The following is a 25425-nucleotide window of genomic DNA, read 5'->3' on the forward strand; positions in this document are numbered from 1 at the left end:
GTTTTCGATCGATCGCATCGGTGGACGCGAAGCCGATGTCGGCATGCACCGGCACTGGCGCGACCCTACGATCCCTTTCGCTGAGGCGGTGCTCGAACCCGCGCATGGCGTCGTCATCACCTCGGCGACGCTGCGCGACCGTTTGATCGACGATCCGGATGCGGATGAAGGCTGGGCCTCGGCCGAGGTGCGCACGGGCGTCACCCATCTGGCGCTCCCTGTGAGGCGCGCCAGCATGGCCTCGCCTTTCGATTATGCCACGCAGGCTCGCATTTTCATCGTGCGCGACGTGAGCCGCAACGATCTCAATCAGATCGCGTCCGCCTATCGCGAACTCTTTCTCGCGGCGGGCGGCGGCGCCCTCGGGCTTTTCACGGCGATCCATCGCCTGCGCGCCGTTCATGAACGGCTGATGGGCCCACTTGAGGAAGCCGGGCTTTCGCTCTATTCGCAACATGTCGACGCGCTCGACACCGGCACGCTGGTCGACATCTTCCGGGCGGAGCGGCATGCCTGCCTGCTCGGCACCGATGCGGTGCGCGACGGCGTCGATGTGCCGGGAGATTCGCTGCGCATGATCGTCTTCGACCGGGTGCCTTGGCCGCGCCCCGACATTCTGCACAAGGCCAGGCGCGAACGCTTCGGCGGTCCGCGCTATGACGACATGTTGACGCGGCTCAGGCTGAAGCAGGCCTTCGGCCGGCTGATCCGCTCGGCGCGCGACAAGGGCGTCTTCATCATGCTCGACTCGCGCCTGCCGACGCGGCTGACCTCCGCCTTTCCGCCGGATGTCGCCGTCGAGCGCCTGGGCCTCGCCGAAGCCGTGGCGGGCGCCCGGGAATTTCTCGGTTCATCCTCCTGACACCCGATCGAGGATGAAGTTCCGCCGCGCCCCGACCGTGCATCGCGGAATTTCGATCAAATCATAATCCAATTCGGCATAGGTCGCGGCGAGCGCCTCATAGGTCCGCACGGCCTCCTCGACGGTCTGCTTGCGCTCCTCGTCCTGCGTGAAGATTTCAGGCCACGGCGGCGCGATGAAGACGCGGCGATGATATCGAAACATCGCCGCCGCGTTCCGCATATGCACCGGCACGGGCAGTCCGAGCAGACGGAGGTAGCCGATCACATCCGGAATGCCGCGATCGAAGAAGCAAAGCTCCTTCCGGCCGACACACTTGCGATAGGAGCCGATCTCCCACGACAACATCGTTTCCGCATAAAGCATCGGATCGACCCAGGGCAGGGCCCGACCGGAAATGGCGATCTGATCCTTGATGATCGCCCGGCCGGTCTCTTCGGCGGTCGGAAAGCCGGCTTTGGCCAATGCGTTCAGAAGTGTGGTTTTCCCGGCACCCGGACCGCCGGTCACGATAACGAGCTCTGCTCCAGCACGAGGCATGATGGCGCTTCCTTTAAAAAGAAAGCCGTGCACAGCCGTCATCTTGCGACGACGTTCACGCTTTCGGTTATGAGGGGATTTCGGTTATGGGGAGATTAAAGTGCGGCAGGGGCCGGATTCTGGCCGAAGGTGCGCTTGCCGCCACCGCCCCCAATCCTTAAGCTCACGCGCGTTTCAAGCAAGGACTTTATGCATGTCGACGATCGCCCCCGAAACCGCCCTTGTCTATGTCATGGTCACCATGAGTGCCGTGGACAGTGCCATGAGCGACAATGAACTTCGGACGATCGGCGAGATCGTGAAGCACCTTCCCGCCTTCCGGAATTTCGATACGGGCCGGCTCATTCCGATCGCGAAGGAATGCGCCTCGATCCTGCAGGAAGATGGCGGTCTCGATGCCGTGTTCGGCCTGGTCAAGGATGCCTTGCCGGCACAGCTTCGCGAAACGGCCTATGCGCTCGCCGTCGAAGTCGCATCCGCCGATCTCGCCGTCGGTCAGGAGGAGTTGCGTCTTCTCCAGATCCTGCGCGACGCGCTTGGCATCGAGAAGCTGATCGCCGCCGCCATCGAACGCGGCGCCCGCGCCCGCTACGCGACCGTCTGAGAGGTCACTCGTCCGCGCAAGCGCCGGTTCCCGTTTCCTTCAGCTCGTCATCGATGCGGTCGTAGAAGCTGCGCCGGCAGACGCCGTCCGCACCGGTTCTGTCGGTCTCGCGATGCACGAGAATCGGCGTTGCGCCCTCATAGGAATAAATGTCGACGCCCTGCTCCGCCGGCGTCTTGCGCCAACGGCTGACGATCTCCTGATCGTCGGCATCGAATTTCGGGGCGGCGATCGCATCGAGACCGGGATTGGCGACGAAGGCGCCGCTTTCCTTCGACCAAAGCCAATTTTGATAGGAAACCTCCGTGCCGTCGGCGGACTTCCGGATCCGCATATCGAGAAAGCCGTCGAAGTTCAGATCGAGCATTTCGACACCCGCCTTTCCGGTATCGGCAGGCAGATGCGAGGCTATGCCAGTCAACACCTGAAAGGGCTCGGCCTCACCGCTGCGGCGAATCTCGATGCTGTCGAGCACACGCTCTCCGCTTTTCGGATCGGCATGCCAGACGAGAGACAGGTCGAGGACAGGCAGGCCGGGGTTGATCGAGGTCTGACAAAGAATGGGGCTGATATCGCCCTTGCCCGTCGGCTCGACGCAACTGAACGACCCTTCGAAAGTCTCGTCCCCGGCCGGTTCGGCAAGCGCCTGTCCAGACATGCCTGTCAGCCACATGAGAACCACGAGCGTCACTACGCGGCCCGGATATTGCCTTTCCATCGGCATCTCAGCCCCCGCCGCCCGCGCGTCCATCCTGCGGGCCGGCGCGCGAATTGTAGCCGAGGCCGGCGGGAAGGCGTAGTGGCTCCAATGCAACCATCCGCATTCATATAGAAATCTTTTTTTGGAGCATGAAGGCGCTCTATAGTCGCCCCTCGCCGCATTTTCCGCTCATGACGTTCGGACTCCGGCCATCGAGGCCCTTATGCAAGATTTTCTTCTCGGCCACGAGGCCGCCGTCAGGCTCGCCGTGTTCGGCGGGATGCTCGGTGCGCTCGGCACGTGGGAAATCGTCGCACCCTGGCGCAGGTCGCAACATTCACGTCTCGCGCGCTGGTGGACCAATCTGGGGCTCAGCGCCCTTGGCACACTCCTCGTCCGGCTGTTTCTGCCGGTCGCGGCGATGGGGGTTGCCGCCTGGTGCGAGGCCGCGGGTTTCGGGCTCTTCAATCACTTCGATGTGTCTCTGGCTTTGTCGTTGCCGCTTTCCCTGCTTGCGCTCGATCTCCTTATCTATACCCAGCATTCTTTCTTCCACCATGTTCCGCTGCTCTGGCGCCTCCACCGCGTTCATCACGCCGATCCTGAAATCGACGTGACGACGGGTGTCCGCTTCCATCCCGTCGAGATTTTCGTCAGCATGGCGTTGAAGATGGCGACGGTGGCCGCGCTCGGCGCACCACCGCTGGCCGTCCTTCTGTTCGAGATCGTGCTCAACGCCATGGCCATGTTCAACCACACGAATGCATCACTCCCGGTTCGCGCCGAACGCCTTTTGCGCCGCATCATTGTGACGCCGGACATGCACCGCATTCACCATTCGGTACGCAGGGACGAGCACGATGCTAATTTCGGCTTCAACCTGTCGGTCTGGGACCGGCTCTTCCGCACTTATCTCGATCGGCCGCGCGACGGCTTTAGAGAGATGCGGATCGGTCTCGATGAGTATGGCGGGACGGAGCCACTGAAGCTCGTCTGGAGCCTTGCGTTGCCGTTTCTCAATAATGCGCGCCCGACCCGAGGGGCTCCGACCATTCGACAGGAAAAGGCCCCATGAAACGTCTCTGTCTGCTGCGCCACGCGAAATCGGACTGGAGCGATCCAGCGAAGGACGACTTCCAGCGCTCGCTCAATGCGCGCGGCGTCAAATCGGCCGAATTCATGGCGAACTTCATTTCAACCTCACCCTATCGGCCCGATGCAGTGCTCTGCTCGACGGCGCGGCGCGCGATGGAGACCTTTGTGCCGCTGCGCGAGCGTCTCCCCGCGAAAACGCCGGTCATATTTCGCGACGAGCTCTATCACGCGATGCCTGACGTCCTGCTCAATGAAATCCATCGCGCGCCGCCGGACGCCAAGACGCTCCTGGTCATTGCGCATAATCCCGGTCTCGTTCTGCTCGCGATGGCGCTCGCCCACGACCCGGACGAGGATATCGCCCTACGGGTCGCGCACGGCGTGCCGACCGGCGGCTTCATCGTCTTCGAGTTCGATGTCGACGATTGGAGCGAGATCGCGGACGGCGCCGGGCGCACTGTCTTCTTCGGCAAGCCCCGCGACCTGATGGCTGCGGAAAAGAGCTAGCGGATATTCTGGCCGAAATAGCGCAGGCTGATCGAGGCATAGGTGCCATCGTCGATCAGACCTTGAAGCGCATTCTCAAATTCGCTTCGGAGATCCGGATCCGAGGCGCGCAGCGCAATACCGGCGCCTGATCCGAAAAAGGCTGGATCGGTATAATCCGTACCGACCAGACGGCAGCATGACGCTCCCGGTCGCGTCTTGACCCATCGCAGCAACGCATTGCGGTCGGCGAAGAGGATTTCGGCCCGGCGATCCATGAGCGACTTCTCGGCCTCTTCCAGAGACGGTGCGCCGACGATCACGACGCTTGGGAAATGCCCCTTCAGGAAGGCTTCGTGAATCGAACCCGACTGCACTGCGACGCGCTTGCCGGCCAGAGCGGTTGCACTGGCCGCGATGGGCGCATCGCCCTTGCGGGCCACGAAATGCCCCGGTGTCGAATAATAGCGCATGAAGACAATGCCCTTGCCCGCAGCCGCGGCCTCGCGTCCCGGCGAAGGCACAAGCATGGAGGCCATGACCGCATCGCCCTGCCCCCGCGCCAGCAGAGGCAACAGATCGGTCCAGCGGTGAACCTCGAAGCGGCAGTCGCGCTTCATGCGCTGGCATAAGGCGCGGGCGAGTTCGATATCGAAGCCCGTTAAAAGGCCGTCGGCCCCGCGATAATTGAAAGGCGGATAATCACCTTCGGTCAGAATGCGCAGCATGGACGCCGGCGTCGGCTGCGAATGCGGAGAACCTGCCGGGGCCACGGAAGACGGAGTGGCCGGTGCCGCAGCCGACGATGAGGCGGCTCGCGGCGGGCTCTCGGCAGAAACAATGGGCGTGGATGCCGGCATAACCCAGGGCAAGGGCGTCCCCTCATAGACGCGGCCAAGCGCGCCCGCCAGAACGACGACCGCGATCAGATTGATGTACAGCAATGCCCGCATGAAACCCCGCAGCCGATGAGTCGTGCCGGAGCGGGACAGGCCTCCCTGCGCCGGGTGCCAATCGGGGACGCTCCGGCGTGCCCGGACTTTCTTCAGCAAAGCTCATGCCCACCATCTAGATGCTTCGGTCTATTCCTAAGAAGGACGCGCCGCACTACCGTCGAAAATCATAGTTAATCGCCTGTGGCTTCCGTTGCGTCTGCGTTTCAAGCGACGGGGGCAAAATGGACGACAGGGTTTTCGCGCCGGAAGCGACCGGGACCGTTCTTCATTTTTCAACAGGCCTTGCCGAAGCGGTTACGCCATCCGGCTGGCGCAGACCGCTACTGGGCGAACTTGCGGTCGAGAGCGGGCTCGTCGGACGGGAGGCCATGCAAGGGCTTCTCGCCCTCCAGACGCGCTGTGGCTCGCGGCTCGGCGAGCTTCTGGTCAGCGTTGCAGGCGCCCGACAAAACGAAGTCGCAAAACTGCTCGCCGCGCAGAAAGGATTGCGCTTCGTCGACCTTGCGATCGAGCCGGCCGATCCGACTCTCGCCGATGCTACCTCACTCGACTTCTATATCGCGGGACGCTGCATGCCGTGGCGCTGGATCAGGCGCGAACCTGTCTACGTCGCTGCCGACCCGGAGCGGGCGCGGTCCGCGATCGAAACTCGCGAGGGGCGTGCTTGCCTCATTCATGTCGCCTCGGCTCAGGACATCGACCACGCGCTGCGCGAGCGCTTCTACGAAACGTTGAACGAACGGGCCCGGTTCGAGCTTGCGACCAAAGCGCCGGAAAACTCCGCGAGCCGGCGCATCACTTCGGGGCAGGGGCGTGCTCTGGGTTTTCTCACCCTCCTGACCGTCATCGCCTTCTGGCTGGCGCCCGCGTCGACGGCCTTCCTTCTCAACATTGCCTTCGGCCTCTGCTTTCTTGCCGTTGCCGGGCTCAGATTTGTCTCGATTTTTGTCGGGCTTGTGGCCAGCCCCACGGCCGAGGAACTCGCCTTTGAGCGGAACGCCGCGACCGATGACGCAGACCTGCCCGACTACACGATCATCGTACCGCTGTTCCGGGAGGCGGCCGTGCTGCCTATCCTCGTCGATGCCCTACGAAAGTTCGATTATCCTGCGTCGCGCCTCGACATCAAGCTCGTCTTCGAGGAAACCGACGCCGAAACCTATGAGGCCGCACGGCGCCTTCACCTGCCGGGCAATTTCGATCTCATCCGCGTGCCGTACAGCCTTCCCCTGACGAAGCCGAAGGCTTGCAATTATGCGCTTCCCTTTGCACGAGGCGAATTTGTCGTCGTCTACGATGCGGAAGACATTCCAGATCCAGATCAGCTCCGGCGCGCGGTCGCCGCTTTCCGTGGCGGCGACACGAAGCTCGCATGCGTGCAGGCGCAGCTTAATTACTACAACTGGTCGGAGAACTGGCTGACGCGACAATTTGCGATCGAGTATTCTTCTTTCTTCGATCTCCTGCTTCCGACGCTTGCCAGGCTCGGCATGCCGGTCCCGCTCGGCGGCACGTCGACGCATTTCAGAACCGCGCTGCTGCGACAGGCAGGCGCCTGGGATCCCTTCAACGTCACCGAAGACGCCGACCTCGGCATGAGGTTCGCCCTTCTCGGGTTGAGAACCGGCATCATCCGGTCGACCACGCAAGAGGAGGCTAATTGCGAGGTCGACAACTGGCTCAGGCAGCGCTCGCGTTGGATCAAGGGGTGGCTTCAGACCTATTTCGTCCGCATGCGCCATCCCGTCGACCTCTACCGCGCGCTGGGCCTACGCGGATTCATCGGATTTCAGATCGTCATCGGTGGGTTCTCGCTGGCGAGTCTCGTCCACCCGCTTTTCTATCTGGCCACGATCGTTTCGCTCGTCTCGGCACAGAGGCTCGGCGATCTCGCGGCCAATCTGCCGGTCGTCGTCTTCAATATCACCGTGCTCATCTCGGGCTTCGGCGTCACGATGCTTGCCGGAATGGCCGCCGCCGCAACGCGCGGACTGAAGCCGCTCGTCATCGAAGCTCTGATGATGCCTGCCTATTGGCTCCTCATCTCGGCCGGCGCCTACAAGGCGCTTTTTCAGTTCATCGTACGACCCTTCCATTGGGAAAAGACCGTTCACGGCATCAGCCGCCTGACGAGAGCGCAGCTTTTGCGTATTTTACTCAGCGGTGACCGAGCACCGCGCTGACAACTTGCCGCACCGGGGCCATAACCGAAAGCTAACGCTTAAGGGGCATTGTCGCCGAAGTACAAGAACAGCGGCCCCACTCGTCATGTCCAAGCGTATCCCTGTCGGGGTCGGCTCCAAGCCGGATGCCACGCTCTACACCAATCTGTCGGTCCTCGTTCTAGAGGATTCGCCACACTTTTCCGGCCTCGTCTGCGGGATCCTCAAATCCTTCGGCGTCGCCACCATCTATACGGCGCGGGATGGCGAAGACGCGCTCTTCATTCTCGCCAATCACCGGGTACATCTTGCCATTGTCGACGACCTGGAGCCGCCGCTCGACGGACTCACGGTCGTCCGCACCATCAGGACGGCTGTTGCGGAACTCCCGAACGAATTGCCGATCATCTTCACGACCGAGCATCCGAGCAAGGCGATCATTGTCGCCGCGCGCGACAGCGGCGTTACCGAAGTCCTGTCGAAGCCCTTTTCGGCGACGCAGCTGATGGCCCGCATAGCGACGGTCATCAGAAAGCCGCGTCCCCTGGTTCGTTCGGAGGATTTCGTCGGTCCCGACCGGCGCCGCCGCATCAAGGAAACTGCGGAGGAGAAACGCCGGACGGCACGCGCCCTGCCGGCGACCCCGTAACCCTTCGATAACCTCTGACCATCCATACTGCCCGGAACTTCTCATTCCAGCGTGGTGCAGACCGATGGCGCCTAGCCCCGTGGACGAAACCGCGACGCTTCCGAAGCTCGGCAAAGAGCACATCCGGATTCTGAACACGCTCGTCATCGTCGACAATTTGCCGATGCTCGGCATTTTTCGCTCCGTCCTCGGCGATCTCGGCATCCAGAACGTCCGCCACGGGCGCAATGCACGGGAAGTCGTATCCCTGTTGATGGCGGAGCCGATTGATCTCGTCGTGATCGACGACCATGCACCGCTCGACGGCGTAAAATTCCTGACGACACTGCGCCGCGGCAGCGACAAGCTGCCCAACGCGGTTCCAGTCATCTTCATCACAGCGATCGCGGAACGCGAGCGTATCGTCGCCGCACGCGATGCCGGTGCAAACGAAATTCTCATCAAGCCGTTTACCCCGGTCCAGCTCAAGACCCGGCTTGAAAACTCGCTCTTCAAGCCGCGAGAATTCGTGGAGGCGGCCGCCTATGTCGGACCCGATCGACGGCGCCGGCGCGATGACGGCGCAGCGACCGACCGTCGCGAACGGGATCGCGGGCCCGACCGGCGTCAGCGCGACGGCACGGAAGCCGACCGTCGCGGCTAGGCGTCAGCGGCAGGCGTCCGCGTAGGTCTCCCTCAGCAGGTTCTTCTGGACCTTGCCCATCGTGTTGCGCGGCAGCGTTTCGACGAAGAAGGCGTGCTTCGGCACCTTGTAGTTGGCGATCACGCTCTTCAACCGGCCGATAAGTGTCGCCTCGTCGAGCGTCTGGCCCCTGCGCAAAACCACGACCGCAACACCCGCCTCGCCGAAATCCCTATGCGGCACGCCGACGATCGCCGACTCGTCGACCTCCGGCATCTCATCGATCAGCGTTTCGATCTCCTTGGGATAGACGTTGAAGCCGCCCGAAATGATAAGGTCCTTCGCCCGACCGACGAGATGCACATAGCCGTCCGCATCGATCTTCGCGACGTCTCCCGTCCTAAACCAGCCACCCTCGGCGAACTCCTCGGCCGTTTTCTCCGGCATGCGCCAATATCCGCCGAAGACGTTCGGGCCTCGCACTTCGAGGCCTCCGACGTCGCCTTGCGGCAATTCGCGGCCATCGTCGCCCGTGACGCGCAGTTCGACATCGGGCAACGGAAAGCCGACTGTGCCGGCCCGGCGCTCACCATCATAGGGGTTCGAGGTATTCATGCCGGTCTCGGTCATGCCGTAGCGTTCGAGGATCGCCTTGCCCGTCCGCGCCTTGAATTCCTCGAAGGTTTCAGCGAGCAGCGGCGCCGAACCGCTGGTGAAGAGGCGCATATGGGAAACGACGCCGGCATCGAAATCGCCACCGTCGAGAAGGCGCACATAGAAAGTCGGCACACCCATGAAGACGGTCGCGCGCGGCAACTGCCGTAGGACCTCCGCACGATCGAACCTGCCGAGCCAGATCATGCGTGCGCCCGAGAGCAGCGCACAATGGCAGGCGACGAAGAGGCCGTGTGCGTGGAAGATCGGCAAGGCATGCAGGAGAATGTCTTCATCCGTGAAACGCCAGCTGTCGCGAAGCGCAATGCCGTTCGCCGCCAGGTTTCCATGACTCAGCATCGCGCCTTTCGGCTTGCCCGTCGTTCCGGAGGTGTAGAGAATCGCGGCGAGATCGTTCGAGACACAAGCCGCGACCGGACGGGCTTCAAGTACCTTGGCCGCCTCTTCTGCAAAACTTCCATTACCCTCGGGATCGAGCGTCAGGACATGTCGCGTCCCATGACGCGCGGCGATGTCCCGCATTTCCGCGTCGCGCGTAGGGTCGCAGACGATGGCCGCCGGCTCCGCGTTGCCGACGAGATAATCGACCTCATCGGGGCGATAAGCCGTGTTCATCGGCAGGAAGACGAAGCCGCCGCGTAGACAGCCAAGATAGAGGATAAGCGCTTCGGGAGATTTCTCCACCTGCACGGCAACGCGGTCGCCCTTTTCGAGGCCGAGATTGCCGAGCAGCGTCGACGCCCGCGCGGCTGCGCTCGCGAGTTCGCCATAGGTCCAGCTCGTGCGTCCACGCGACCGGTCCGGCACTTCGATCGCGATGCGGCGGCGATCGGCGGGGAAGGACGCTTCGATCAGCGTATAGAGGGAAAAGGGCATCCGCGAAGTTCCTCGGTCGTTTTCCGCCTTTATAACCTATCAAGGCGAAAGAGAGGCAACGCACGCGACAGCCTGTCCGTCAAGGCTGGCGGCCGAATTCCAACTGTCGGTGGGATGGAGCGGGTGAAGGGAATCGAACCCTCGTCGTAAGCTTGGGAAGCTTCTGCTCTACCATTGAGCTACACCCGCGATCCTGTCCTGTTTAGCCCGAGGCCCGAGGCCCGCGCAAGAGGCCTACCAGCGGTTCCGGACCTCTTCGGCGAAGCCGAGAAAGCGGTTCACCTCGAGCTTGCGGCCATCATCCAGAACGACGAAACCGGTGAAGTGGCCGAAGACCTGGTGTTGCACCGAGACGAGGAGCTTCAGATCGAAATGGGCGCTGCGGTCGATGATGGGCGTGAAATCCATCTCGAAGCGGCCGTCGCTGCTCGTGAACCGCCAGGGGGCGCCGTCATAGGTGTCTTGCGGGATGTGGAAGGTCACATCTGCGAGCTTGTGGGCGCGGCCTTCGAAAAAGACCATGTTCTCCGACGCCGCCGAAGTGTCGCCGAAGCCGTAGCCGATATTGAAGCCGAAGGGCTTCCCCCCGACCAGCCCGGACGCCGACCCCCAGTACCAGGTATTGTCATAGGTCCAGACGCCGCGGCCCCAGTCGAGCACGCCGAAGGCCGCCGACGGTGCAAAGCGGAAAGTTTCGCCGCCCATCCTTATCTCGCCCTCGGCCGGCATGCAGTTGATCTTCTGATTGTAGTAAAAGGCCCGCGGCGCGCGCGGAAACGGCGTCGCAATCACCATGCGGTCCATCGGCGGCTGGGTGAGCCGAAGCTCGCCCTTGAGGCCTCGACCGCCGCCGAAGCCCGGACAGTCGACGGCGAGCCGGCGCCCGCCCGCTTCATGACGGAAGGCGAGCGACATTTTCGGATGGCGCTGCACGATATCGCCCGCATCGGCGCTTTCCGGCAGGGCCATGCGGCCCTTAGGGAAGGGGATCATGATGCTTTCGGTGACCGTGTCCGGGGACCGGAAATCGAGCCAGGAGGCCGACAGCAGCCCCATATAACCATTGTCGGCGACCGTAAGCGCAAGGCCGTAATCCTCGGTCAGGACGCAGTAGTAATCCCACTCCTTGATGCGGAGCCAGGAGGCGCCGATCGCGCCGCGGGCGTAGCGCTTCACCTCGCTCCTCGCCCAGCCTGCCTCGCGCAGGCGGCCCTTCCCGTCCAAAAGCTCTCCCGCCGTCAGTTCATGCTGCATGTCGCCCCCAATTTCCTGTCGGGCCGCAGTCTAGCCACCCTCGCGAATTTGTGAATGGCGAAGGCGGACGCCAATGTTAGCCTCCCGTCATGAGCGAATTGATGCCCGACGCCTGGCCGATGACGAAGTTTTCCCATCCCGACATCACGGCGAAGGGAGAGCGCCGCGCCTCCGTGGCGTTTCGCGGGCTCGAGACGCTCTGGATCAATACGGGCACGCTCTGCAACATCGAATGCGCGAATTGCTATATCCATTCGAGCCCCACGGAAGACCGCCTCGCTTATATCACCGCCGCTGAAGTGGCCGTCCTGCTCGACGAGATCGCGCGCGAGCGCCTCGGCACACGGGAGATCGGTTTCACCGGCGGCGAACCCTTCATGAATCCCGAGATTTTCGAGATGGCGGCGGACGCACTTTCTCGCGGTCATGAGGTGCTGATCCTTACCAACGCGATGCAGCCGATGCTGCGTCCGCGCTGTCGCGAAGACCTGCTTGGCCTGAAGGCCCGCTTCGGCGGGCGGCTGAAGCTGCGCGTCAGCCTCGATCACTACACGAAGGAGGAGCATGACCGCGAGCGCGGGACAGGCAGCTTTGCGAAGACAATGGAGGGCCTGCGCTTCCTCGCGCGCGAAGGTTTCGCGCTCGCCCTCGCCGGGCGGACGCGGTCGGGCGAGACCGAGGCGGCCGAGCGCGCGGGCTTTGCGGCCCTCCTTGAATGCGAAGGCATTTCACTCGACGCGCAGAATCCGGCGCATCTCGTCCTCTTTCCCGAAATGGACGAACGGGCGGAAGTGCCCGAAATCACCACGGCCTGCTGGGATATCCTTCACGTCGATCCAGCCAATGTCATGTGCGCGACGAGCCGCATGGTCGTGAAGCGCAAGGGGGCCGAGGCGCCGCGCGTCGTCGCCTGCACGCTGCTGCCCGACGAGCCGCAATTCGATCTCGGCGGCACGCTCGCGGCGAGTTTCGCCCCGGTGAAGCTCAACCACAGGCATTGCGCCAAATTCTGCGTGCTCGGCGGCGGAAGCTGCTCTGTGGCCTGACGTAAATCCGGCCGGTGCGGCAGGACGTCTCACCTGCGGCCCATTGACCCTGATCAATGAAGCTCGCTCCCGCCGGAGTCAATCTCTCCCTATCGGAAGGGCCTGAAGCATTCCTGCTTCCCTGCCCATCTTAAGCGAGGAGAGAAACATGAAAATGAAATCGCTGTTGGTTGCGGGTGTTGCGGTTGCGGGTCTGTTCGCCGGTGCGGCTTTTGCCGACGTCTTTATGAAGGGCGAGGATGTCGCCAAGCTGATCGTCGGCAAGACGATCGAAGGCCAGTATTTCAAGTGCGAAGCGACTGCCGGCGCCGGCCGTCAGGACTTCCGCGAATATTACGACGCGGACGGAAAGATCCGCGGCGCGGAGCGTCCCTGCGCTCAGGCCGGTAGCTGGAAGCGCTATGGCGGCGCGTGGGAAGTGCGTGACGGAAAGTTCTGCATCAACCTCGGCTCGGACCGCCCGAGCGGCTGCTTCGACTATCAGGTCGACAAGGATGGTACGCTGCGCCGCATCGACTCCAAGGCCGGCGACGTCAACTTCAAGATTTTCGACGGAAACCCGGATCACCTCTGAGTTTTCGCACGGAGCGCACGGCCAGCTTTCTCCCCCAGACTCCCCCGGAGCTGGCCGTGCGGCTTCCTTCAATCAGCCCGCGAAAAGAAGCCACAGCAGCGGCAGGAGCAGCGCCGTGGCGATGCCGTTGAGCGCCATGGCGACGCCTGAAAACGTGCCGGCCTGCAGGCTCACCTGAAAGGCCCGGGCCGTCCCCATGCCATGCGCCGCGACGCCCATGGCAAAACCGCGCGCCCGGCGATCGGTGACGCCGGCGAGATTGAAGAGTGCGCTGCCGCAGATCGCGCCGACGCCGCCTGTGATGATGACGAAGGCGGCGGTGAGCGCCGGAATGCCCCCAATCTCCTTTGCTATCCCCATGGCAATCGGCGTCGTCACCGATTTCGGCGCCAGCGAGCGGATCGTCTCGATATCGGCGCCCAGCGCATAGCCGATCAGCACGGCCGACAGGACCGCCGTCACCGAACCGACGACGAGCGCGACGATCATCGGCACGAGAGCACTCTTCACTTCGACGAAATTCAGATAGAGCGGCACGGCGAGGCCGACGGTCGCGGGTCCCAGCAGCCAGAGCAGCACCCAGCCGCCATGGCTATATTCCGCATAGCTCGTATGCGTGAAGACCAGAAGCGCGATAAGTGGCGCCGCCGCGATCAGAACCGGATTGGCGAGCGGATTGCCCTTTGCCTTGCCCTGCAGCCAGCGCGCGCCTAGATAGGCGAGGAGGGTGAGCGCGAGCCAGAGCGTTCCCTCACCCGCCACGGACCAATCCACGAGCTTCCATCCGATGTCGCTCATGGCCGGTCATCCGGTGCGTTGCCCGTCAGCTTCGCCGTCCAGTGAAAGGCGAGCGCGCCCGCGACCAGCGCGAGGCAGGTCCCGCCGATGAGCGCGGCGACGATCGGCAGCAAATCCTGGCGCACCAGCGCCGCATAGGCCATCACGCCGACACCCGCCGGAATGTAGAAGAGGTTCAGGTGGTAGAGCAGGAATTCGGCCATGCGCCGGATCGGCTGCGGCACACGGCCATAAGCCGCGAGACCGACAAGCAGGATCAGAATGCCGAGCACCGTTCCCGGCACCGGCAGATGCAGCGCCGCCGCGATGAACCCGCCCGCCAGGTTGCAGGCGACGAGCAGCAGAAACGACAGCGCATAAAGAAGGAAGCCGCGCGCCGTCATCGCGTCAGAGCGGCTTGAAATGCTTGGAGAGCTTCAGGCCCTGGCGCTGATAGTTGGAGCCCAGTTCCTGTCCGTAGAGAACGGTCGGGCGATCCGTCAGGCGCTCATAGACGAGACGACCGATGATCTGTCCGTGTTCCAGAATAAAGGGCACGTCGTGGCTCCTGACCTCCAGAACAGCGCGGCTCCCGAGGCCGCCCGCTTCCTTCGCCCCGAACCCGGGGTCGAAGAAGCCCGCATAATGTACGCGGAATTCGCCGACCAGCGGGTTATAGGGCACCATCTCGGCGGCATGGCTCGCCGGCACATGCACGGCCTCGCGCGAGGCGAGAATGTAGAATTCGTCCGGGTCCAGAATAAGTCCGCTTCCGGCGCGAATGTGAAGTGGATCCCAGAAATCGAGGACGTCATATCCGTCACGGCGATCGATGTCGATGAGGCCCGCATGCCGCTTGGCGCGGTAGCCGACAAGGCCCGTCTCCTTGTCCGGCTGCAGATTGACGGTAAGGCCGAGACCGCCGTCGATATCCGCCGCACCGTCGACCAGCCCGACCTCTTCATGCAAGCGCTTCAGCTCGGCGTCGGAATGCGTCGGCGAGCCGCGCCGAAATCTGATCTGCGCGAGGCGCGAGCCGGGCCGCACCAGGATCGGAAAGGTGCGCGGCGAAATCTCGAGATAGAGGTGGCCCTTGTAGCCCGGCGCCACCTGGTCGAACTCTGTACCGAAATCCGTAATGACGCGCGTGAAGACGTCGAGCCGGCCGGTCGAGCTTTTCGGGTTGGCGGCGGCCGACGTGCGCTCCGACAGCGCCAGCGCCTCGACCAGCGGCACGAGATAGACACAGCCGGTTTCGAGCACCGCTCCGTCCGTCAGGTCGATCTTGTGCAGCGCCAGTTCCTCGACGCGCGCCATGACGCCCTTGTCCGGGCCGGGCAGGAAGCTCGCCCGCAGGCGATAGGCCTGATTGCCGAGGCGGAGGTCGAGGCTCGCCGGCTGGATCTGTTCGCGCTCAATTTCGCGGCTCGCCCAGATTTCCTGCTCGCGGATCAGCGTCTGGATGCCATGCGCCGGCAGGATGCCCGTGGCATGCACCTGCCCCGGCCCCGCGCGGCGCAGCTCCGCCCCGTCATGGTCGGGAAAAAGATCGTCCGCCGCTTTCGTCATCTGCCTTGCGCTTCCGGGCTGCGAGTTCGTCAGCCCCTTATAGGTCCAGGCATCGCGGGCGGGAAGTGCCGAGAGATGCCCGCCCCGCCGACAGCATGTTCACTGTTTGTACCATGGTCTCATGATGCTAGTCTGGTCGAACATTGTCCGCCCGCGCGAGAAAAACCCGATGCCTTCTGCCGAACCGGATGCTGGCCCTTCCTTCCGCCCCCTTTCTCAAGCCGAGTTTCAGGATGCCGCCGAAGCGGGCGATGTCATCGAAGGGGCCGACCTTTCCGGCATCGACTGGAGCGATTGTCCCGAGACCGATATCAGCTTCAGACATTGCCGGTTCGAGGAGGTCCGCTTCAAGGTGGCCGGTCTCGAAGGCGCCGCCTTCGAGGACTGCCCTTTCATCCGCTGCTCTTTCATGCGGACGAAACTCGCGACCGCGCGGTTTTCGGCCTGCGCCTTCTTCGACCGCGCAAGCTCCAAGGGTAGCGATTTCGCGCATGCCGACCTGCGCGACGCGATCTTCGAGCGCTGCAATCTCTCCGCCTGCACGTTTTCGGGCGCCAACCTTCATGGCGTCACGATCAAGGCATCGAAGGCATTGGGCGCCGATTTTGAAAAGGCGACGTTCAGCCGGACGATCGGCACGCGCCAGACCAGCACCCGCGCCTTTCTGCACCAGTCGATCTTCGACTCGGCCAATTTCTACGGTGTTTCCTTCGAAAGCTGCTCGCTGATAGGAAGCAGCTTGCGGCTTGCCGATCTGCGGCGCTGCGACTTCACCGATGCGGATATCTCGGACGGCGACCTCTCGGGCGCGGATATCGCCGAAGCCCGTTTCGATGGCGCCGATCTCCGCCGCGCCGAGCTTCAGGATTTCGACGTGACGCGGCTTGCAAGCTTTCAGGGATTGAAGGTCAGCAACAGCCAGCAGGCGACATTGCTGAAAGGCCTCGGCGTCCGGGTCTTTCCGGATTAAGGGCCGGACTAGCGAACACGTCTCGCGGTGCGCGCCCGCCTCACGTCGGCACGCTCGCGCGCGGCGTCGAGTTCCATGCAGTGATCCTCCGCCCAGCGATCGAGCACGATCAGCGCATTGCCGAGCGACGCACCGAGCGGGCTCAGGCTGTATTCGACATGGGGCGGCATGGTGTTCATGTCCTTGCGGATGACGAGCCCATTCCGCTCCAGTTCCTTCAGGGTCTGCGTCAGCATCTTCTGCGAGACACCGCCGATCTTGCGCATGAGGTCGCCGTTCCGCATCGCCCCCGCCTCAAGCGCGGTCAGGATGAGAAGCGCCCATTTGTTGGCGATGAGTTCGAGCGCGTGACGCGCCGGACAGGTCGGATCGAAAACGCTTGGCGGCGTGATTTTTTTGGCGGCGGAAGATTTCATGGTTACCGAAAGGTGCGTAATTGTCTGTCGGTTACCATAGCCCGATACTGCGTCTCCGATCCAGATGGTTCCCCGTCAGCAGGAGTTTCGAGCGATGGCAAAACGTTTTCATCTTGGCTGGTTCACCAATTTCACCGCCGATGAATGGAATACGCCCTTCGCCAATGGCGGTTCGCCCTGGGACGGAAAATTCTATGTCGAAATCGCTCAGGCGCTGGAGCGCGCCTGCTTCGATTATCTGATGTTCGAGGACAAGCTCTCCGTGTCGGAGGCTTATGGCGGCACGACGGAAGTTTATCTGAAGCACGCGCTCGGCATGGTGCCGAAGCACGATCCGGCGCCGCTCGCCGCCGTCATCGGCGCCGCGACGAGCCATCTCGGCATCGTCGCAACCATGTCCACCATGGCCTATCCGCCGTTCTTGCTGGCGCGCCTCTGCTCGACCATCGACCACATCGCGGGCGGGCGTTTCGGCTGGAACATCGTGACCAGCGCCGAGAACGCGGCGGCGCAGAATTTCGGCATGGACAAGCTTCCGCCGCGCGAGCTGCGCTATGAAATGGCGCATGAATATATGGATCTCGTCTATCGCCTCTTCGATTCATGGGAGCCCGATGCCGTCGTGATGGATCGCGAAACCGGCACCTATGCCGATTTCACGAAGGTTCATCCGGTTAATTTCGAGGGCAAGTATTTCAAGTCGCGCGGGCCGCTCAATACGGTGCGCTCGCCGCAGGGGAGGCCGACGCTGGTGCAGGCCGGCGGCTCGCCCAAGGGTCGCGACTTCGCCGCGAAACATGCGGACTCCATCATCGCGCTCAACAGCAGCCTCGAAGAGATGAAAGCCTTCCGCGACGATGTGCGCGCCAGAGCCGAAGGTCATGGCCGCAATCCTGACGACATCAAGGTTCTCTTTCTGGTGGCGCCCGTTCTCGGCGCAACCGAGCAGGACGCGCGCGACAAGCATGCCCGCATGCGATCCGGTTCGCAGTTCATCGAATATTCGCTTGCGTTGATGTCGGCGATTACCGACATCGACTTCTCGAAATATGAACTCGACAAGCCTTTGCCCGAGCGCCTCGTCACCAATGGCGAGCAGGGCTCCCTCGATGCCTTCCAGCAATGGGGCAGCGGCAAGACCTTGCGTGAACTCGTGCAGAATTCCTCGGGCGCCATCGCTTCGATCGAGTTGATCGGCACGCCGGACCGGGTAGCCGACAAGATGGGCGACGCCATGGCGACCGTCGGCGGCGACGGTTTCCTGATTACGACGCCCACCCAGGCGATCAGCCGGCGGGTGATCAACGAGGTCACGGAAGGCCTTGTGCCGGCGCTCCAGCGCCGGGGCCTTGTGCGCACGGAATACACCCACAAGACGCTGCGCGAGAACCTCCGGGCCTTCTGACAGGCCTTCCGAACCTCGCCTTGACGGACAAGCCGGGCGCTCCTAAAGTCCCGGCCAGTTCGTGGTGATTTGAGCCGACCGGCTTGCGGCCACGTTAAACAAACCGCTAAAGAGGTCGGGTTTCGCGAAACCCCGATCCCTTGCCGGTCGGGGTTTTTTGCATTCCCGAACTTGCACCCAAGGCAGGCGCATCATGACCAAGACATACCGGACCCGCACCTCGCTCGTTCACGGCGGCACCGTTCGCAGCCAGTTCGGCGAGACGAGCGAGGCGATGTTCCTGACCTCGGGCTATGTCTACGAGACGATGGAAGCGGCCGAACGCCGCTTCAAGAACGAGGAGCCGGGCTTCGTCTACAGCCGCTTCTCGAACCCCACCGTCCGCATGTTCGAGGAACGCATGGCGCTGCTCGAAGGCGCGGAGGACGCGCGCGCAACCGCGAGCGGCATGGCGGCGGTGACGGCGGCGATCCTCTGCCAGCTCAAGGCCGGCGATCATATCCTTGCCTCGCAAGCGCTTTTCGGCTCCTGCCGCTTCATCGTGGAAGACCTCGCGCCGCGCTATGGCATTACTTCGACGCTGGTCGACGGCCGCGATCTCGCCGCCTGGAAAGCCGCGATCCGCCCCAACACCAAGGTCGTTTTCCTCGAATCGCCCTCGAACCCGACGCTTGAGGTGATCGACATCCGCGCGGTTGCCGAGATCGCGCATTCGGTCGGTGCAAAGCTCATCGTCGACAATGTCTTCGCGACGCCCGTCCTGCAGAAGCCGCTTCAGCTCGGCGCCGACATCGTCGTCTATTCGGCGACCAAGCACATCGACGGCCAGGGCCGCTGTCTCGGCGGCGTCGTGCTCTCAACCAAGCAATGGATCGACGAAAACCTCGCCAATTATCTCCGCCAGACGGGACCTTCCATCAGCCCCTTCAATGCCTGGATCATGCTGAAGAGCCTCGAGACGCTTGATCTGCGCATCCGCGAACACGCGCGCAACGGGGAGGCGGTGGCGCGCTTCCTCGAAGGCCATGGGAAGATCGCGCGGGTGTTCTATCCGGGCCTTCCGAGCCACCCCCAGCACGAACTTGCGATGAAGCAAATGGAAATGGGCGGCAATATCGTCGCCTTTGAGGTCAAGGGCGGCAAGGAAGCGGCCTTCCGTTTCGCCAACGCGCTCAGGGTCGTCAAGATTTCGAACAATCTCGGCGATGCGAAGAGCCTCATCACCCACCCTGCGACGACAACCCATCAGCGGCTTACGCCCGAACAGCGCGCTGCGCTCGGCATCAATGACGGCATGCTGCGGCTCTCCGTCGGCCTCGAGGATGGCCAGGATCTGATCGAGGATATCGAGGCAGCACTCGGCCGCGCCTGACCTTTTTGTAACGTCAGGGCTGGACACACGGTGTTAACAGAGAGTTAGCGGATTCCGGCTAATGTGACCGAACGAGGGGGGGCCACATGGCGAGCCTCGGTTGTCGCGGTTGTTTTTGCGTACCCGGGATACCCAGAAGGGCTCACGGAACTCACGGGGATGCTGCCCTCCCCGCAAGGACTGCAAGATGTACAGCGCTCAGACACATTCCATCCGCATCCAGGTCGAACCGACCTATCTCGAGGACCAGTCGGAACCCGAGCAGGATTATTTCGTCTGGGCTTATCACATCGTCATCGAAAACTGCGGCGACCGCACCGTGCAGTTGCGTTCACGTTACTGGAAGATCACGGACTCCTCGGGCCACGTGCACGAGGTGCGCGGGCCTGGCGTCGTCGGCGAGCAGCCGGTGCTGAAGCCCGGCGAGAGCTTCGAGTATACGAGCGGCACACCCCTTTCGACGCCCTTCGGCATCATGTTCGGCACCTATCAGATGGAAACCGACAAGGGCGAGAGCTTCAGCGTCGAAATCCCCGCCTTCTCGCTCGACTGCCCCCACATCGCCGCCCTGCCGAACTGACGGAGCCGATCCTCAGAGATCGACCAGTGTCCTAAAGCCGCCATACATCATGCGCTTCGGATCGAAGGGGCAGAAGCTTGGCGGCTTCGCCATGCGCGGGTCCGCCATCACCCTGGCATTGACCTTGTCGCGATGCGCGCGCGACCTGTAGGTGATCCAGGCGAAAACAACCGTCTCTCCCGCCTTGACCTTGATGCCCTTTGGAAAGGTCAAAACGCCCTTGATGGCGAGGTCCTCGCCGACGCATTCCTTGTAGTCGAGCGCGCCGTGTTCCTTCCAGATTTTGCCGGCCTTGCGCGCTATGCGTCTGTAGGCATCCACGTGCTTTTTCGGCAGGGGCAGAACGAACCCGTCTACATAGGTCATGAAGGCCTCCTCTCTAACACTTAACCACTTGGTTATCTTTCTGAAGGTCGCGCGCGCTGTCAAGCCTCGCGCGCCCTTCTGGCGCTCTTTCCCCGAACTCGCGTAGCATCGGGACGGGAGGCGGAGGCATGGCCGTTTGACGCTCCATGCGCTCCGTGAGGAAAGAGGCGGGGGCGCCTTCATGCGCGTTCCCGCGAGGGGAGGATCGCATGAACTACCTGGTGACGGGCGGCACCGGCTTTCTCGGCCGGAATCTCATCGACGAGCTCATCAAGCGCAAGGGCACGATCTATGTGCTGGTGCGCCCTGGCTCGAAGGAAAAATTCAGGCAGCTGAGGGAGCGCTGGGGCAAGGACGCCGAACGGGTCGTCGCGCTTTCCGGCGACATCGAGAAAAAGCGCATGGGCGTTTCGCCCGCCGAGATCGCCAGGCTCAAGGGCAAGATCGGCCATATCTTCCACCTCGCCGCGATTTACGACATCACCAATGAGGACGAAGCAGCGCAGATGTCCGCCAATGTCGAGGGGACGCGCCACGCGCTCGAACTCGCGGAGGCGATCAAGGCCGGTTGCTTCCACCATGTGAGCTCGATCGCCGCGGCGGGGCTTTTCCCCGGCTGGTGGCGCGAAGACATGTTCGACCAGTGGGAGAACGGCCGGCACCCCTATTTCGCGACGAAGCATGCCTCCGAAGCGGTGGTGCGCGAGGAAGCGACGGTGCCGTGGCGCATCTATCGTCCCGGCATCGTGGTCGGCCATTCGAAGACCGGCGAGATCGACAAGATCGACGGGCCTTATGTCTTCTTCCGCATGTTGAAGAAGCTCCGCAAGCTCGTTCCCTCCTGGATGCCGCTCGTCGGCATCGAAGGCGGTTTCATCAACATCGTGCCGGTCGATTTCGTCGTCCAGGCCCTCGATCACATCGCGCACAAGCCGAAACTCGACGGCCACACCTTCCATCTGACCAATCCCGAACATCTGCGCGTCGGACAGGTGCTCAACATTCTTGCCCGGGCCGCCGGCGCGCCGCAATTCACGGTGCGCATCGACGCGCGCATGTTCGCGTTCATTCCGAAGGGCCTGCGCGACAGCCTTATGCGCCTGCCGCCCGTGAAGTCGATCGTCGAAAGCGTGCTCGGCGATTTCGGCATCCCGCGCGCGACGCTCAAATTCTTCAACTACCCGACGCGCTTCGACAATCGCGACGCCGAGAAAGCACTAAAGGGCTCGGGCATCTCCTGCCCGCCCTTCGAGAGCTATGCAGGCTTCGTCTGGGACTACTGGGAGCGTCATCTCGATCCGGATCTCTTCCGCGACCATTCGCTTTCGGGCGCGGTCAAGGGCAAGACGGTGCTCATCACCGGCGCTTCCTCGGGCATCGGTCACGCGACGGCGCTGAAGGTCGCGGGCGCCGGAGGCCGCGTCATCATCGTCGCGCGCGACCCGGAAAAGCTCGCGGCGACGAAGAAGGAAATCGAGGCGGCCGGCGGCGAAGCGCATGTCTACAGCGCCGACGTCGCCGACATGGCCTCCTGCGACGAGCTTGTCGGCCGGATCGTCAAGGATCACGGCGGCATCGACATCCTCGTCAACAATGCCGGCCGCTCGATCCGCCGCTCGGTGCATCTCTCCTATGACCGCTTCCACGATTTCGAACGCACGATGCAACTCAACTATTTCGGCGCGCTTCGGCTCATCATGGGGTTCCTCCCCTCGATGGTCGAAAGGAACCGCGGCCAGATCATCAATATCCTCTCGATCGGGGTGCAGGTGAACCAGCCGCGCTTCTCAGCCTATGTGGCGTCGAAGGCCGCGCTCGGCGCCTTCGCGCGCTGCGCCCAGCCTGAGTTTCACCACAACAACATCGTCTTCACCAACATCTACATGCCGCTGGTGAAGACGCCGATGATCGCGCCGACCAAGATGTACGACAACGTCCCGACGCTCTCGCCCGACGCCGCCGCCGACATGATCTGCGAAGGCATCATCGAACGGCCGAAAAGGATCGCGACCCGTCTCGGCACTTTCGGCGAAACGCTTTGGGCGCTCGCACCCAATATCACCAACATCCTCTTCAACACGACCTTCCGCCTCTTCCCGGATTCGGCTGCGGCGAAGGGCGAGAAGGCGATTGCCGGCGAGAACCAGCCCTCCAACGAAGCCGTCGCGCTCGCAGCGCTGACGCGGGGGCTCCATTGGTAATCTCATGAACGTGTCGTCCCGGGGCTCGTCCCCGGGAATCCACCTTCGCTCGACATCGAAACATGCCGAGGGCCCGGGAATAAATCCCGGGACGACATCGTTATTTGGTCCGCGCTTATGAAATGACGAAAATTTGGCTATGGTGGTGTCCCCACAAGGAACCCGCCCGATGCCCGCAAAACGCTACACCACGCGCGAGATGATCGCGAAGCTCGTCAGTTTCGACACGACGAGCCGCAACTCCAATCTCGAACTCATCGCCTTCGTCGAGAGCTATCTGTCGGATCACGGCGTTTCCTGCCGCCTCATCGCCAACGAGGACGACACCAAGGCCAACCTCTTCGCAACGCTCGGTCCCGCCGACCGCGTGGGAGGCATCGTGCTGTCGGGACATACCGATGTCGTGCCGGTCGACGATCAGGAGTGGACGAGCGACCCCTTTGCCATTGTCGAGCGCGACGGCAAGCTTTTCGGGCGCGGCACCAGCGACATGAAGAGCTTCATCGCGTCCGCTCTCGCCCATGTGCCGGATTTTCTGGAACGCGGGCCCGACATCCCTATCCATTTCGCGCTCTCCTATGACGAGGAGGTCGGCTGTCTCGGCGTCCGCCCGATGATCGACAGCGTCATCCGCACGCTTCCACGCCCCCAGATCGTCATCGTCGGCGAACCTTCGAGCATGAAGGTCGTCAACGCGCATAAGGGCATCCAGTCCTATGTGACGAAGGTAACCGGCCTCGAGTTTCATTCGAGCCAGACGCATCAGGGCGTCAGCGCGATCGAACACGCCGCCGAACTCATCGCCTTCCTGATGCGGCTCGCAGGCGAGATGCGCGAGCGCGGCGACGCGACGGGCCGCTTCCGCCCGCCCTTCACGACGATCAGCGTCGGCCTCATCAAGGGCGGCAGCGCCGTCAACATCATTCCCGGTCATTGCTCCTTCTCATGGGAATGCCGGCCGCTGCCCGATCTCGATCCCGAAGAAATCATCACGCGCTTCAACGATTACGTCGCGGGCGATGTGTTGCCGCGCATGCGGGCGGTCTCGCTGCACGCCAATATCGAAACGCTGGTCCGCGCGCGTTCTCCCGGCCTCGCGCCGGAAGACGGCTCGCCTGGCGAAACGCTCGTGATGAAGCTCGCGCAATGCAACGAGACCGAGGCCGTCTCCTACAACACGGAAGCGGGGCTCTTTCAGCTTGCGGATATTCCGACCGTCGTTTGCGGCCCGGGTTCGATCGACCAGGCGCATAAGCCCGATGAGTTCATCGAGCTTTCCCAGATCGCCGAATGCGACCGCTTCATGGCGCGGCTCGCGGAGCATGTCGGCGGCTAGGTGTGCCGCGCCTCACATGGCGAATTCGCGGCGTAAGGCGGCGACCATTTCCTTCACGGTACTCTCGATCAGTATCTCGCCCTTTTCGGCCGAAGCGGCGCGTGCCGGCGCCAACACGCCGGACGGCGGTACGCCGCGCCCGTCCTGCGGATAGACGTCATGTCCGGGAAAGTTTCCCAGGGCGTCCTCGGGAATCGCATCGCGATCCACGAATTGCGGCTGCAATGCTAGCATCATGGAGGTTTCGAGAAGCGCCGCATGCTCCAGATCGACGCCCGGAAAGGCACCGTCGAACATACTCTCCAGAACGTCCTGAGGCGTGTAGTTCCAGTACTCGCAGCGCAGGATTTTCATCTGCCCCTGCGAGGGCACGAGGTCCCGCAAGGCGAGATCGATGCCCTCCGTCAGGAACCACTGGTTCTCCACATGGCCATTGACGACGACGACGCGGCGCGCGCCGTGCCGCGCCACTTCACGCAGAATATCGCGTAGCATCGCCGTCAGCGTTGCCCCGTCGAGGCTCGTCGTGCCGGGAAAAAGCTGTCCGCCGCCGCTGCGCGCCTGCGACTTGTAGCCGTAACGCAGCGCCGGCAGCAGCAACCCGTCAAGCGCATCGGCCACCCGCGCCGACATGGCTTCCGCCAATATCGCGTCGCATCCCATGGGGAGATGCGGACCATGCTGCTCGAGCGCCCCGACCGGCAGGAGGATGATGGGCGCCTCGGCCAGGCGATCCCGATAGACCGTCCACGGCATCAGGTCGATCCGCCGATGGGCATAGGCCGCTTCGAACATTCGAATGCTCACTTTCAGCGCATCACGGCGCCGCCATTGGGACTTATGACGTCGCCGCAGTAAAAGCTCGCCCGCGGCGACGCGAGAAAAAGAATGCTTTCGGCAATCTCGGAAGGTTCGGCGTAGCGACCCAGAGGAATCTCATGCACGTCCTCCTTGTGGCCGGGGGCTTGCGCCTCTTTCTCGAGCAAGGGCGTGCGTGTCGGACCGGGCGCCACGGCATTGACCCTGATCGAAGGCGCAAATTCGCGCGCCAGGGAACGCGTCAGGCTGATGACGCCGCCCTTGGCCGCCGTATAGGGAGCGAACAGCGCGCGCCCGCTCAGGGCAAGCTCCGATGCGACATTGACGATCGCCCCGCCTTGCACACGCAAATGCGGGATCGCGGCGCGGCAACATAGGAAGACGGATTTGAGATCGGTGTCGATCATCGCATCCCAGTCTTCTTCCGTGGTTTCGAGAAAGGGCTTCACCTGCGAAATGCCGGCATTGTTGACAAGTACGTCGAGTCGGCCGGCTTTTCTCACCAGCCGCTCC

General features: G+C 62.9%; 27 protein-coding genes, 1 tRNA gene and 1 riboswitch. Of the genes, 15 read left to right on the top strand and 13 right to left on the bottom strand.

The window, feature by feature from the left end:
* On the top strand, positions 1-862 hold an 862-nt coding region (locus VMR03_RS08035; protein WP_325404015.1), incomplete at its 5' end, for a helicase C-terminal domain-containing protein.
* Here VMR03_RS08035 and VMR03_RS08040 read toward each other — a convergent pair.
* Complete coding sequence (locus tag VMR03_RS08040) at positions 851-1402, bottom strand: AAA family ATPase (RefSeq protein WP_325404017.1); 552 nt, start codon at positions 1400-1402, stop codon at positions 851-853. The two genes, VMR03_RS08035 and VMR03_RS08040, sit on opposite strands and share 12 nt — an antisense overlap.
* Positions 1403-1595: 193 nt before the next feature.
* On the opposite strand from VMR03_RS08040, the gene VMR03_RS08045 reads away from it, so the two are divergent.
* The gene (locus tag VMR03_RS08045) at positions 1596-2006 is read left to right on the top strand and encodes a tellurite resistance TerB family protein (RefSeq protein WP_325404019.1); all 411 of its coding nucleotides are present in this window, start codon (positions 1596-1598) and stop codon (positions 2004-2006) included.
* A gap of 4 nt (positions 2007-2010) precedes the next feature.
* Here VMR03_RS08045 and VMR03_RS08050 read toward each other — a convergent pair whose 3' ends face one another.
* Positions 2011-2730, bottom strand: a complete 720-nt coding sequence (locus tag VMR03_RS08050) for an XAC2610-related protein (RefSeq protein ID WP_325404021.1) — start codon at positions 2728-2730, stop codon at positions 2011-2013.
* A gap of 199 nt (positions 2731-2929) precedes the next feature.
* On the opposite strand from VMR03_RS08050, the gene VMR03_RS08055 reads away from it, so the two are divergent.
* Positions 2930-3781 (top strand): sterol desaturase family protein, encoded by an 852-nt coding sequence (locus VMR03_RS08055; RefSeq protein WP_325404023.1) that lies wholly within the window; start codon positions 2930-2932, stop codon positions 3779-3781.
* Positions 3778-4308 (top strand): histidine phosphatase family protein, encoded by a 531-nt coding sequence (locus VMR03_RS08060; RefSeq protein ID WP_325404025.1) that lies wholly within the window; start codon positions 3778-3780, stop codon positions 4306-4308. The genes VMR03_RS08055 and VMR03_RS08060 overlap by 4 nt, the downstream gene beginning before the upstream one ends.
* On the opposite strand, the gene VMR03_RS08065 is transcribed toward VMR03_RS08060, so the two are convergent.
* On the bottom strand, positions 4305-5240 hold the full coding sequence (locus tag VMR03_RS08065) for a transporter substrate-binding domain-containing protein (protein WP_325404027.1): 936 nt from the start codon (positions 5238-5240) through the stop codon (positions 4305-4307). The genes VMR03_RS08060 and VMR03_RS08065 overlap by 4 nt on opposite strands.
* A gap of 224 nt (positions 5241-5464) precedes the next feature.
* Here VMR03_RS08065 and VMR03_RS08070 point away from each other — a divergent pair, with 224 nt between their 5' ends.
* From VMR03_RS08070 to VMR03_RS08080, 3 genes are all read left to right on the top strand, one after another.
* Positions 5465-7426 carry a glycosyltransferase family 2 protein gene (locus VMR03_RS08070; protein ID WP_325404029.1) on the top strand — a complete coding sequence of 654 codons (1962 nt, stop codon included), beginning with the start codon at positions 5465-5467 and terminating at the stop codon, positions 7424-7426.
* 85 nt (positions 7427-7511) lie between these two features.
* The gene (locus VMR03_RS08075; RefSeq protein WP_325404031.1) at positions 7512-8054 is read left to right on the top strand and encodes a response regulator; all 543 of its coding nucleotides are present in this window, start codon (positions 7512-7514) and stop codon (positions 8052-8054) included.
* A gap of 79 nt (positions 8055-8133) precedes the next feature.
* Positions 8134-8697, top strand: coding sequence for a response regulator (locus tag VMR03_RS08080; RefSeq protein WP_325404033.1), 564 nt, complete (start codon positions 8134-8136; stop codon positions 8695-8697).
* A gap of 3 nt (positions 8698-8700) precedes the next feature.
* On the opposite strand, the gene VMR03_RS08085 is transcribed toward VMR03_RS08080, so the two are convergent.
* The 3 genes from VMR03_RS08085 to VMR03_RS08095 form a co-directional block, all read right to left on the bottom strand.
* Positions 8701-10227: a malonyl-CoA synthase gene (locus tag VMR03_RS08085; protein WP_325404035.1), complete on the bottom strand. Its 1527-nt coding sequence runs from the start codon at positions 10225-10227 to the stop codon at positions 8701-8703.
* A 115-nt stretch (positions 10228-10342) separates the two neighbouring features.
* Positions 10343-10416: transfer RNA gene (locus VMR03_RS08090), tRNA-Gly, on the bottom strand.
* 45 nt (positions 10417-10461) lie between these two features.
* On the bottom strand, positions 10462-11481 hold the full coding sequence (locus VMR03_RS08095) for a DUF2804 domain-containing protein (RefSeq protein ID WP_325404037.1): 1020 nt from the start codon (positions 11479-11481) through the stop codon (positions 10462-10464).
* A gap of 89 nt (positions 11482-11570) precedes the next feature.
* Between VMR03_RS08095 and VMR03_RS08100 the strand changes: the two genes are divergently transcribed.
* Complete coding sequence (locus tag VMR03_RS08100; protein ID WP_325404039.1) at positions 11571-12527, top strand: radical SAM protein; 957 nt, start codon at positions 11571-11573, stop codon at positions 12525-12527.
* 148 nt (positions 12528-12675) lie between these two features.
* Entirely contained in the window at positions 12676-13101 is a 426-nt protein-coding gene (locus VMR03_RS08105) for a hypothetical protein (RefSeq protein ID WP_325404041.1), read from the top strand.
* Positions 13102-13173: 72 nt separating this feature from the next.
* On the opposite strand, the gene VMR03_RS08110 is transcribed toward VMR03_RS08105, so the two are convergent.
* The 3 genes from VMR03_RS08110 to VMR03_RS08120 are packed head-to-tail and all read right to left on the bottom strand — an operon-like array spanning position 13174 to position 15447.
* Positions 13174-13899 carry an LrgB family protein gene (locus VMR03_RS08110; protein ID WP_325404043.1) on the bottom strand — a complete coding sequence of 242 codons (726 nt, stop codon included), beginning with the start codon at positions 13897-13899 and terminating at the stop codon, positions 13174-13176.
* Positions 13896-14282: a CidA/LrgA family protein gene (locus VMR03_RS08115; protein ID WP_325404045.1), complete on the bottom strand. Its 387-nt coding sequence runs from the start codon at positions 14280-14282 to the stop codon at positions 13896-13898. Before VMR03_RS08115 ends, VMR03_RS08110 begins: the two co-directional genes overlap by 4 nt.
* 4 nt (positions 14283-14286) lie before the next feature.
* Positions 14287-15447: a 2'-deoxycytidine 5'-triphosphate deaminase gene (locus VMR03_RS08120; protein ID WP_325404047.1), complete on the bottom strand. Its 1161-nt coding sequence runs from the start codon at positions 15445-15447 to the stop codon at positions 14287-14289.
* A gap of 169 nt (positions 15448-15616) precedes the next feature.
* Between VMR03_RS08120 and VMR03_RS08125 the strand changes: the two genes are divergently transcribed.
* A complete protein-coding gene (locus tag VMR03_RS08125) occupies positions 15617-16417 on the top strand; it encodes a pentapeptide repeat-containing protein (protein ID WP_325404049.1) in 801 nt (266 codons plus the stop codon).
* A gap of 8 nt (positions 16418-16425) precedes the next feature.
* Here the strand turns inward: VMR03_RS08125 and VMR03_RS08130 are convergent, their stop codons facing one another.
* Positions 16426-16833 (bottom strand): helix-turn-helix domain-containing protein, encoded by a 408-nt coding sequence (locus VMR03_RS08130; RefSeq protein WP_325404051.1) that lies wholly within the window; start codon positions 16831-16833, stop codon positions 16426-16428.
* A 94-nt stretch (positions 16834-16927) separates the two neighbouring features.
* On the opposite strand from VMR03_RS08130, the gene VMR03_RS08135 reads away from it, so the two are divergent.
* The 3 genes from VMR03_RS08135 to apaG all read left to right on the top strand — a co-directional run bounded on the left by VMR03_RS08135 (position 16928) and on the right by apaG (position 20190).
* Positions 16928-18238 carry an NtaA/DmoA family FMN-dependent monooxygenase gene (locus tag VMR03_RS08135; protein ID WP_325404053.1) on the top strand — a complete coding sequence of 437 codons (1311 nt, stop codon included), beginning with the start codon at positions 16928-16930 and terminating at the stop codon, positions 18236-18238.
* A gap of 51 nt (positions 18239-18289) precedes the next feature.
* Positions 18290-18369, top strand: a riboswitch (SAM riboswitch).
* Between the two features lie 62 nt (positions 18370-18431).
* A complete protein-coding gene (locus VMR03_RS08140; protein WP_325404055.1) occupies positions 18432-19610 on the top strand; it encodes an O-succinylhomoserine sulfhydrylase in 1179 nt (392 codons plus the stop codon).
* Between the two features lie 187 nt (positions 19611-19797).
* The gene (gene apaG, locus VMR03_RS08145; protein ID WP_325404057.1) at positions 19798-20190 is read left to right on the top strand and encodes a Co2+/Mg2+ efflux protein ApaG; all 393 of its coding nucleotides are present in this window, start codon (positions 19798-19800) and stop codon (positions 20188-20190) included.
* Between the two features lie 12 nt (positions 20191-20202).
* On the opposite strand, the gene VMR03_RS08150 is transcribed toward apaG, so the two are convergent.
* Complete coding sequence (locus tag VMR03_RS08150) at positions 20203-20556, bottom strand: DUF1428 domain-containing protein (protein ID WP_325404059.1); 354 nt, start codon at positions 20554-20556, stop codon at positions 20203-20205.
* Positions 20557-20765: 209 nt separating this feature from the next.
* Between VMR03_RS08150 and VMR03_RS08155 the strand changes: the two genes are divergently transcribed.
* On the top strand, positions 20766-22757 hold the full coding sequence (locus VMR03_RS08155) for an SDR family oxidoreductase (RefSeq protein ID WP_325404061.1): 1992 nt from the start codon (positions 20766-20768) through the stop codon (positions 22755-22757).
* 169 nt (positions 22758-22926) lie between these two features.
* The gene (argE, locus tag VMR03_RS08160; RefSeq protein ID WP_325404063.1) at positions 22927-24093 is read left to right on the top strand and encodes an acetylornithine deacetylase; all 1167 of its coding nucleotides are present in this window, start codon (positions 22927-22929) and stop codon (positions 24091-24093) included.
* A 12-nt stretch (positions 24094-24105) separates the two neighbouring features.
* Here the strand turns inward: argE and VMR03_RS08165 are convergent, their stop codons facing one another.
* Both VMR03_RS08165 and VMR03_RS08170 read right to left on the bottom strand, forming a co-directional pair.
* Positions 24106-24888, bottom strand: coding sequence for a creatininase (locus VMR03_RS08165; RefSeq protein WP_325404064.1), 783 nt, complete (start codon positions 24886-24888; stop codon positions 24106-24108).
* A gap of 14 nt (positions 24889-24902) precedes the next feature.
* The coding region (locus VMR03_RS08170) for an SDR family NAD(P)-dependent oxidoreductase (RefSeq protein WP_325404066.1) at positions 24903-25425 on the bottom strand (523 nt) is incomplete at its 5' end.

This window comes from Parvibaculum sp. (genome assembly GCF_035511255.1).
Taxonomy (GTDB): domain Bacteria; phylum Pseudomonadota; class Alphaproteobacteria; order Parvibaculales; family Parvibaculaceae; genus Parvibaculum.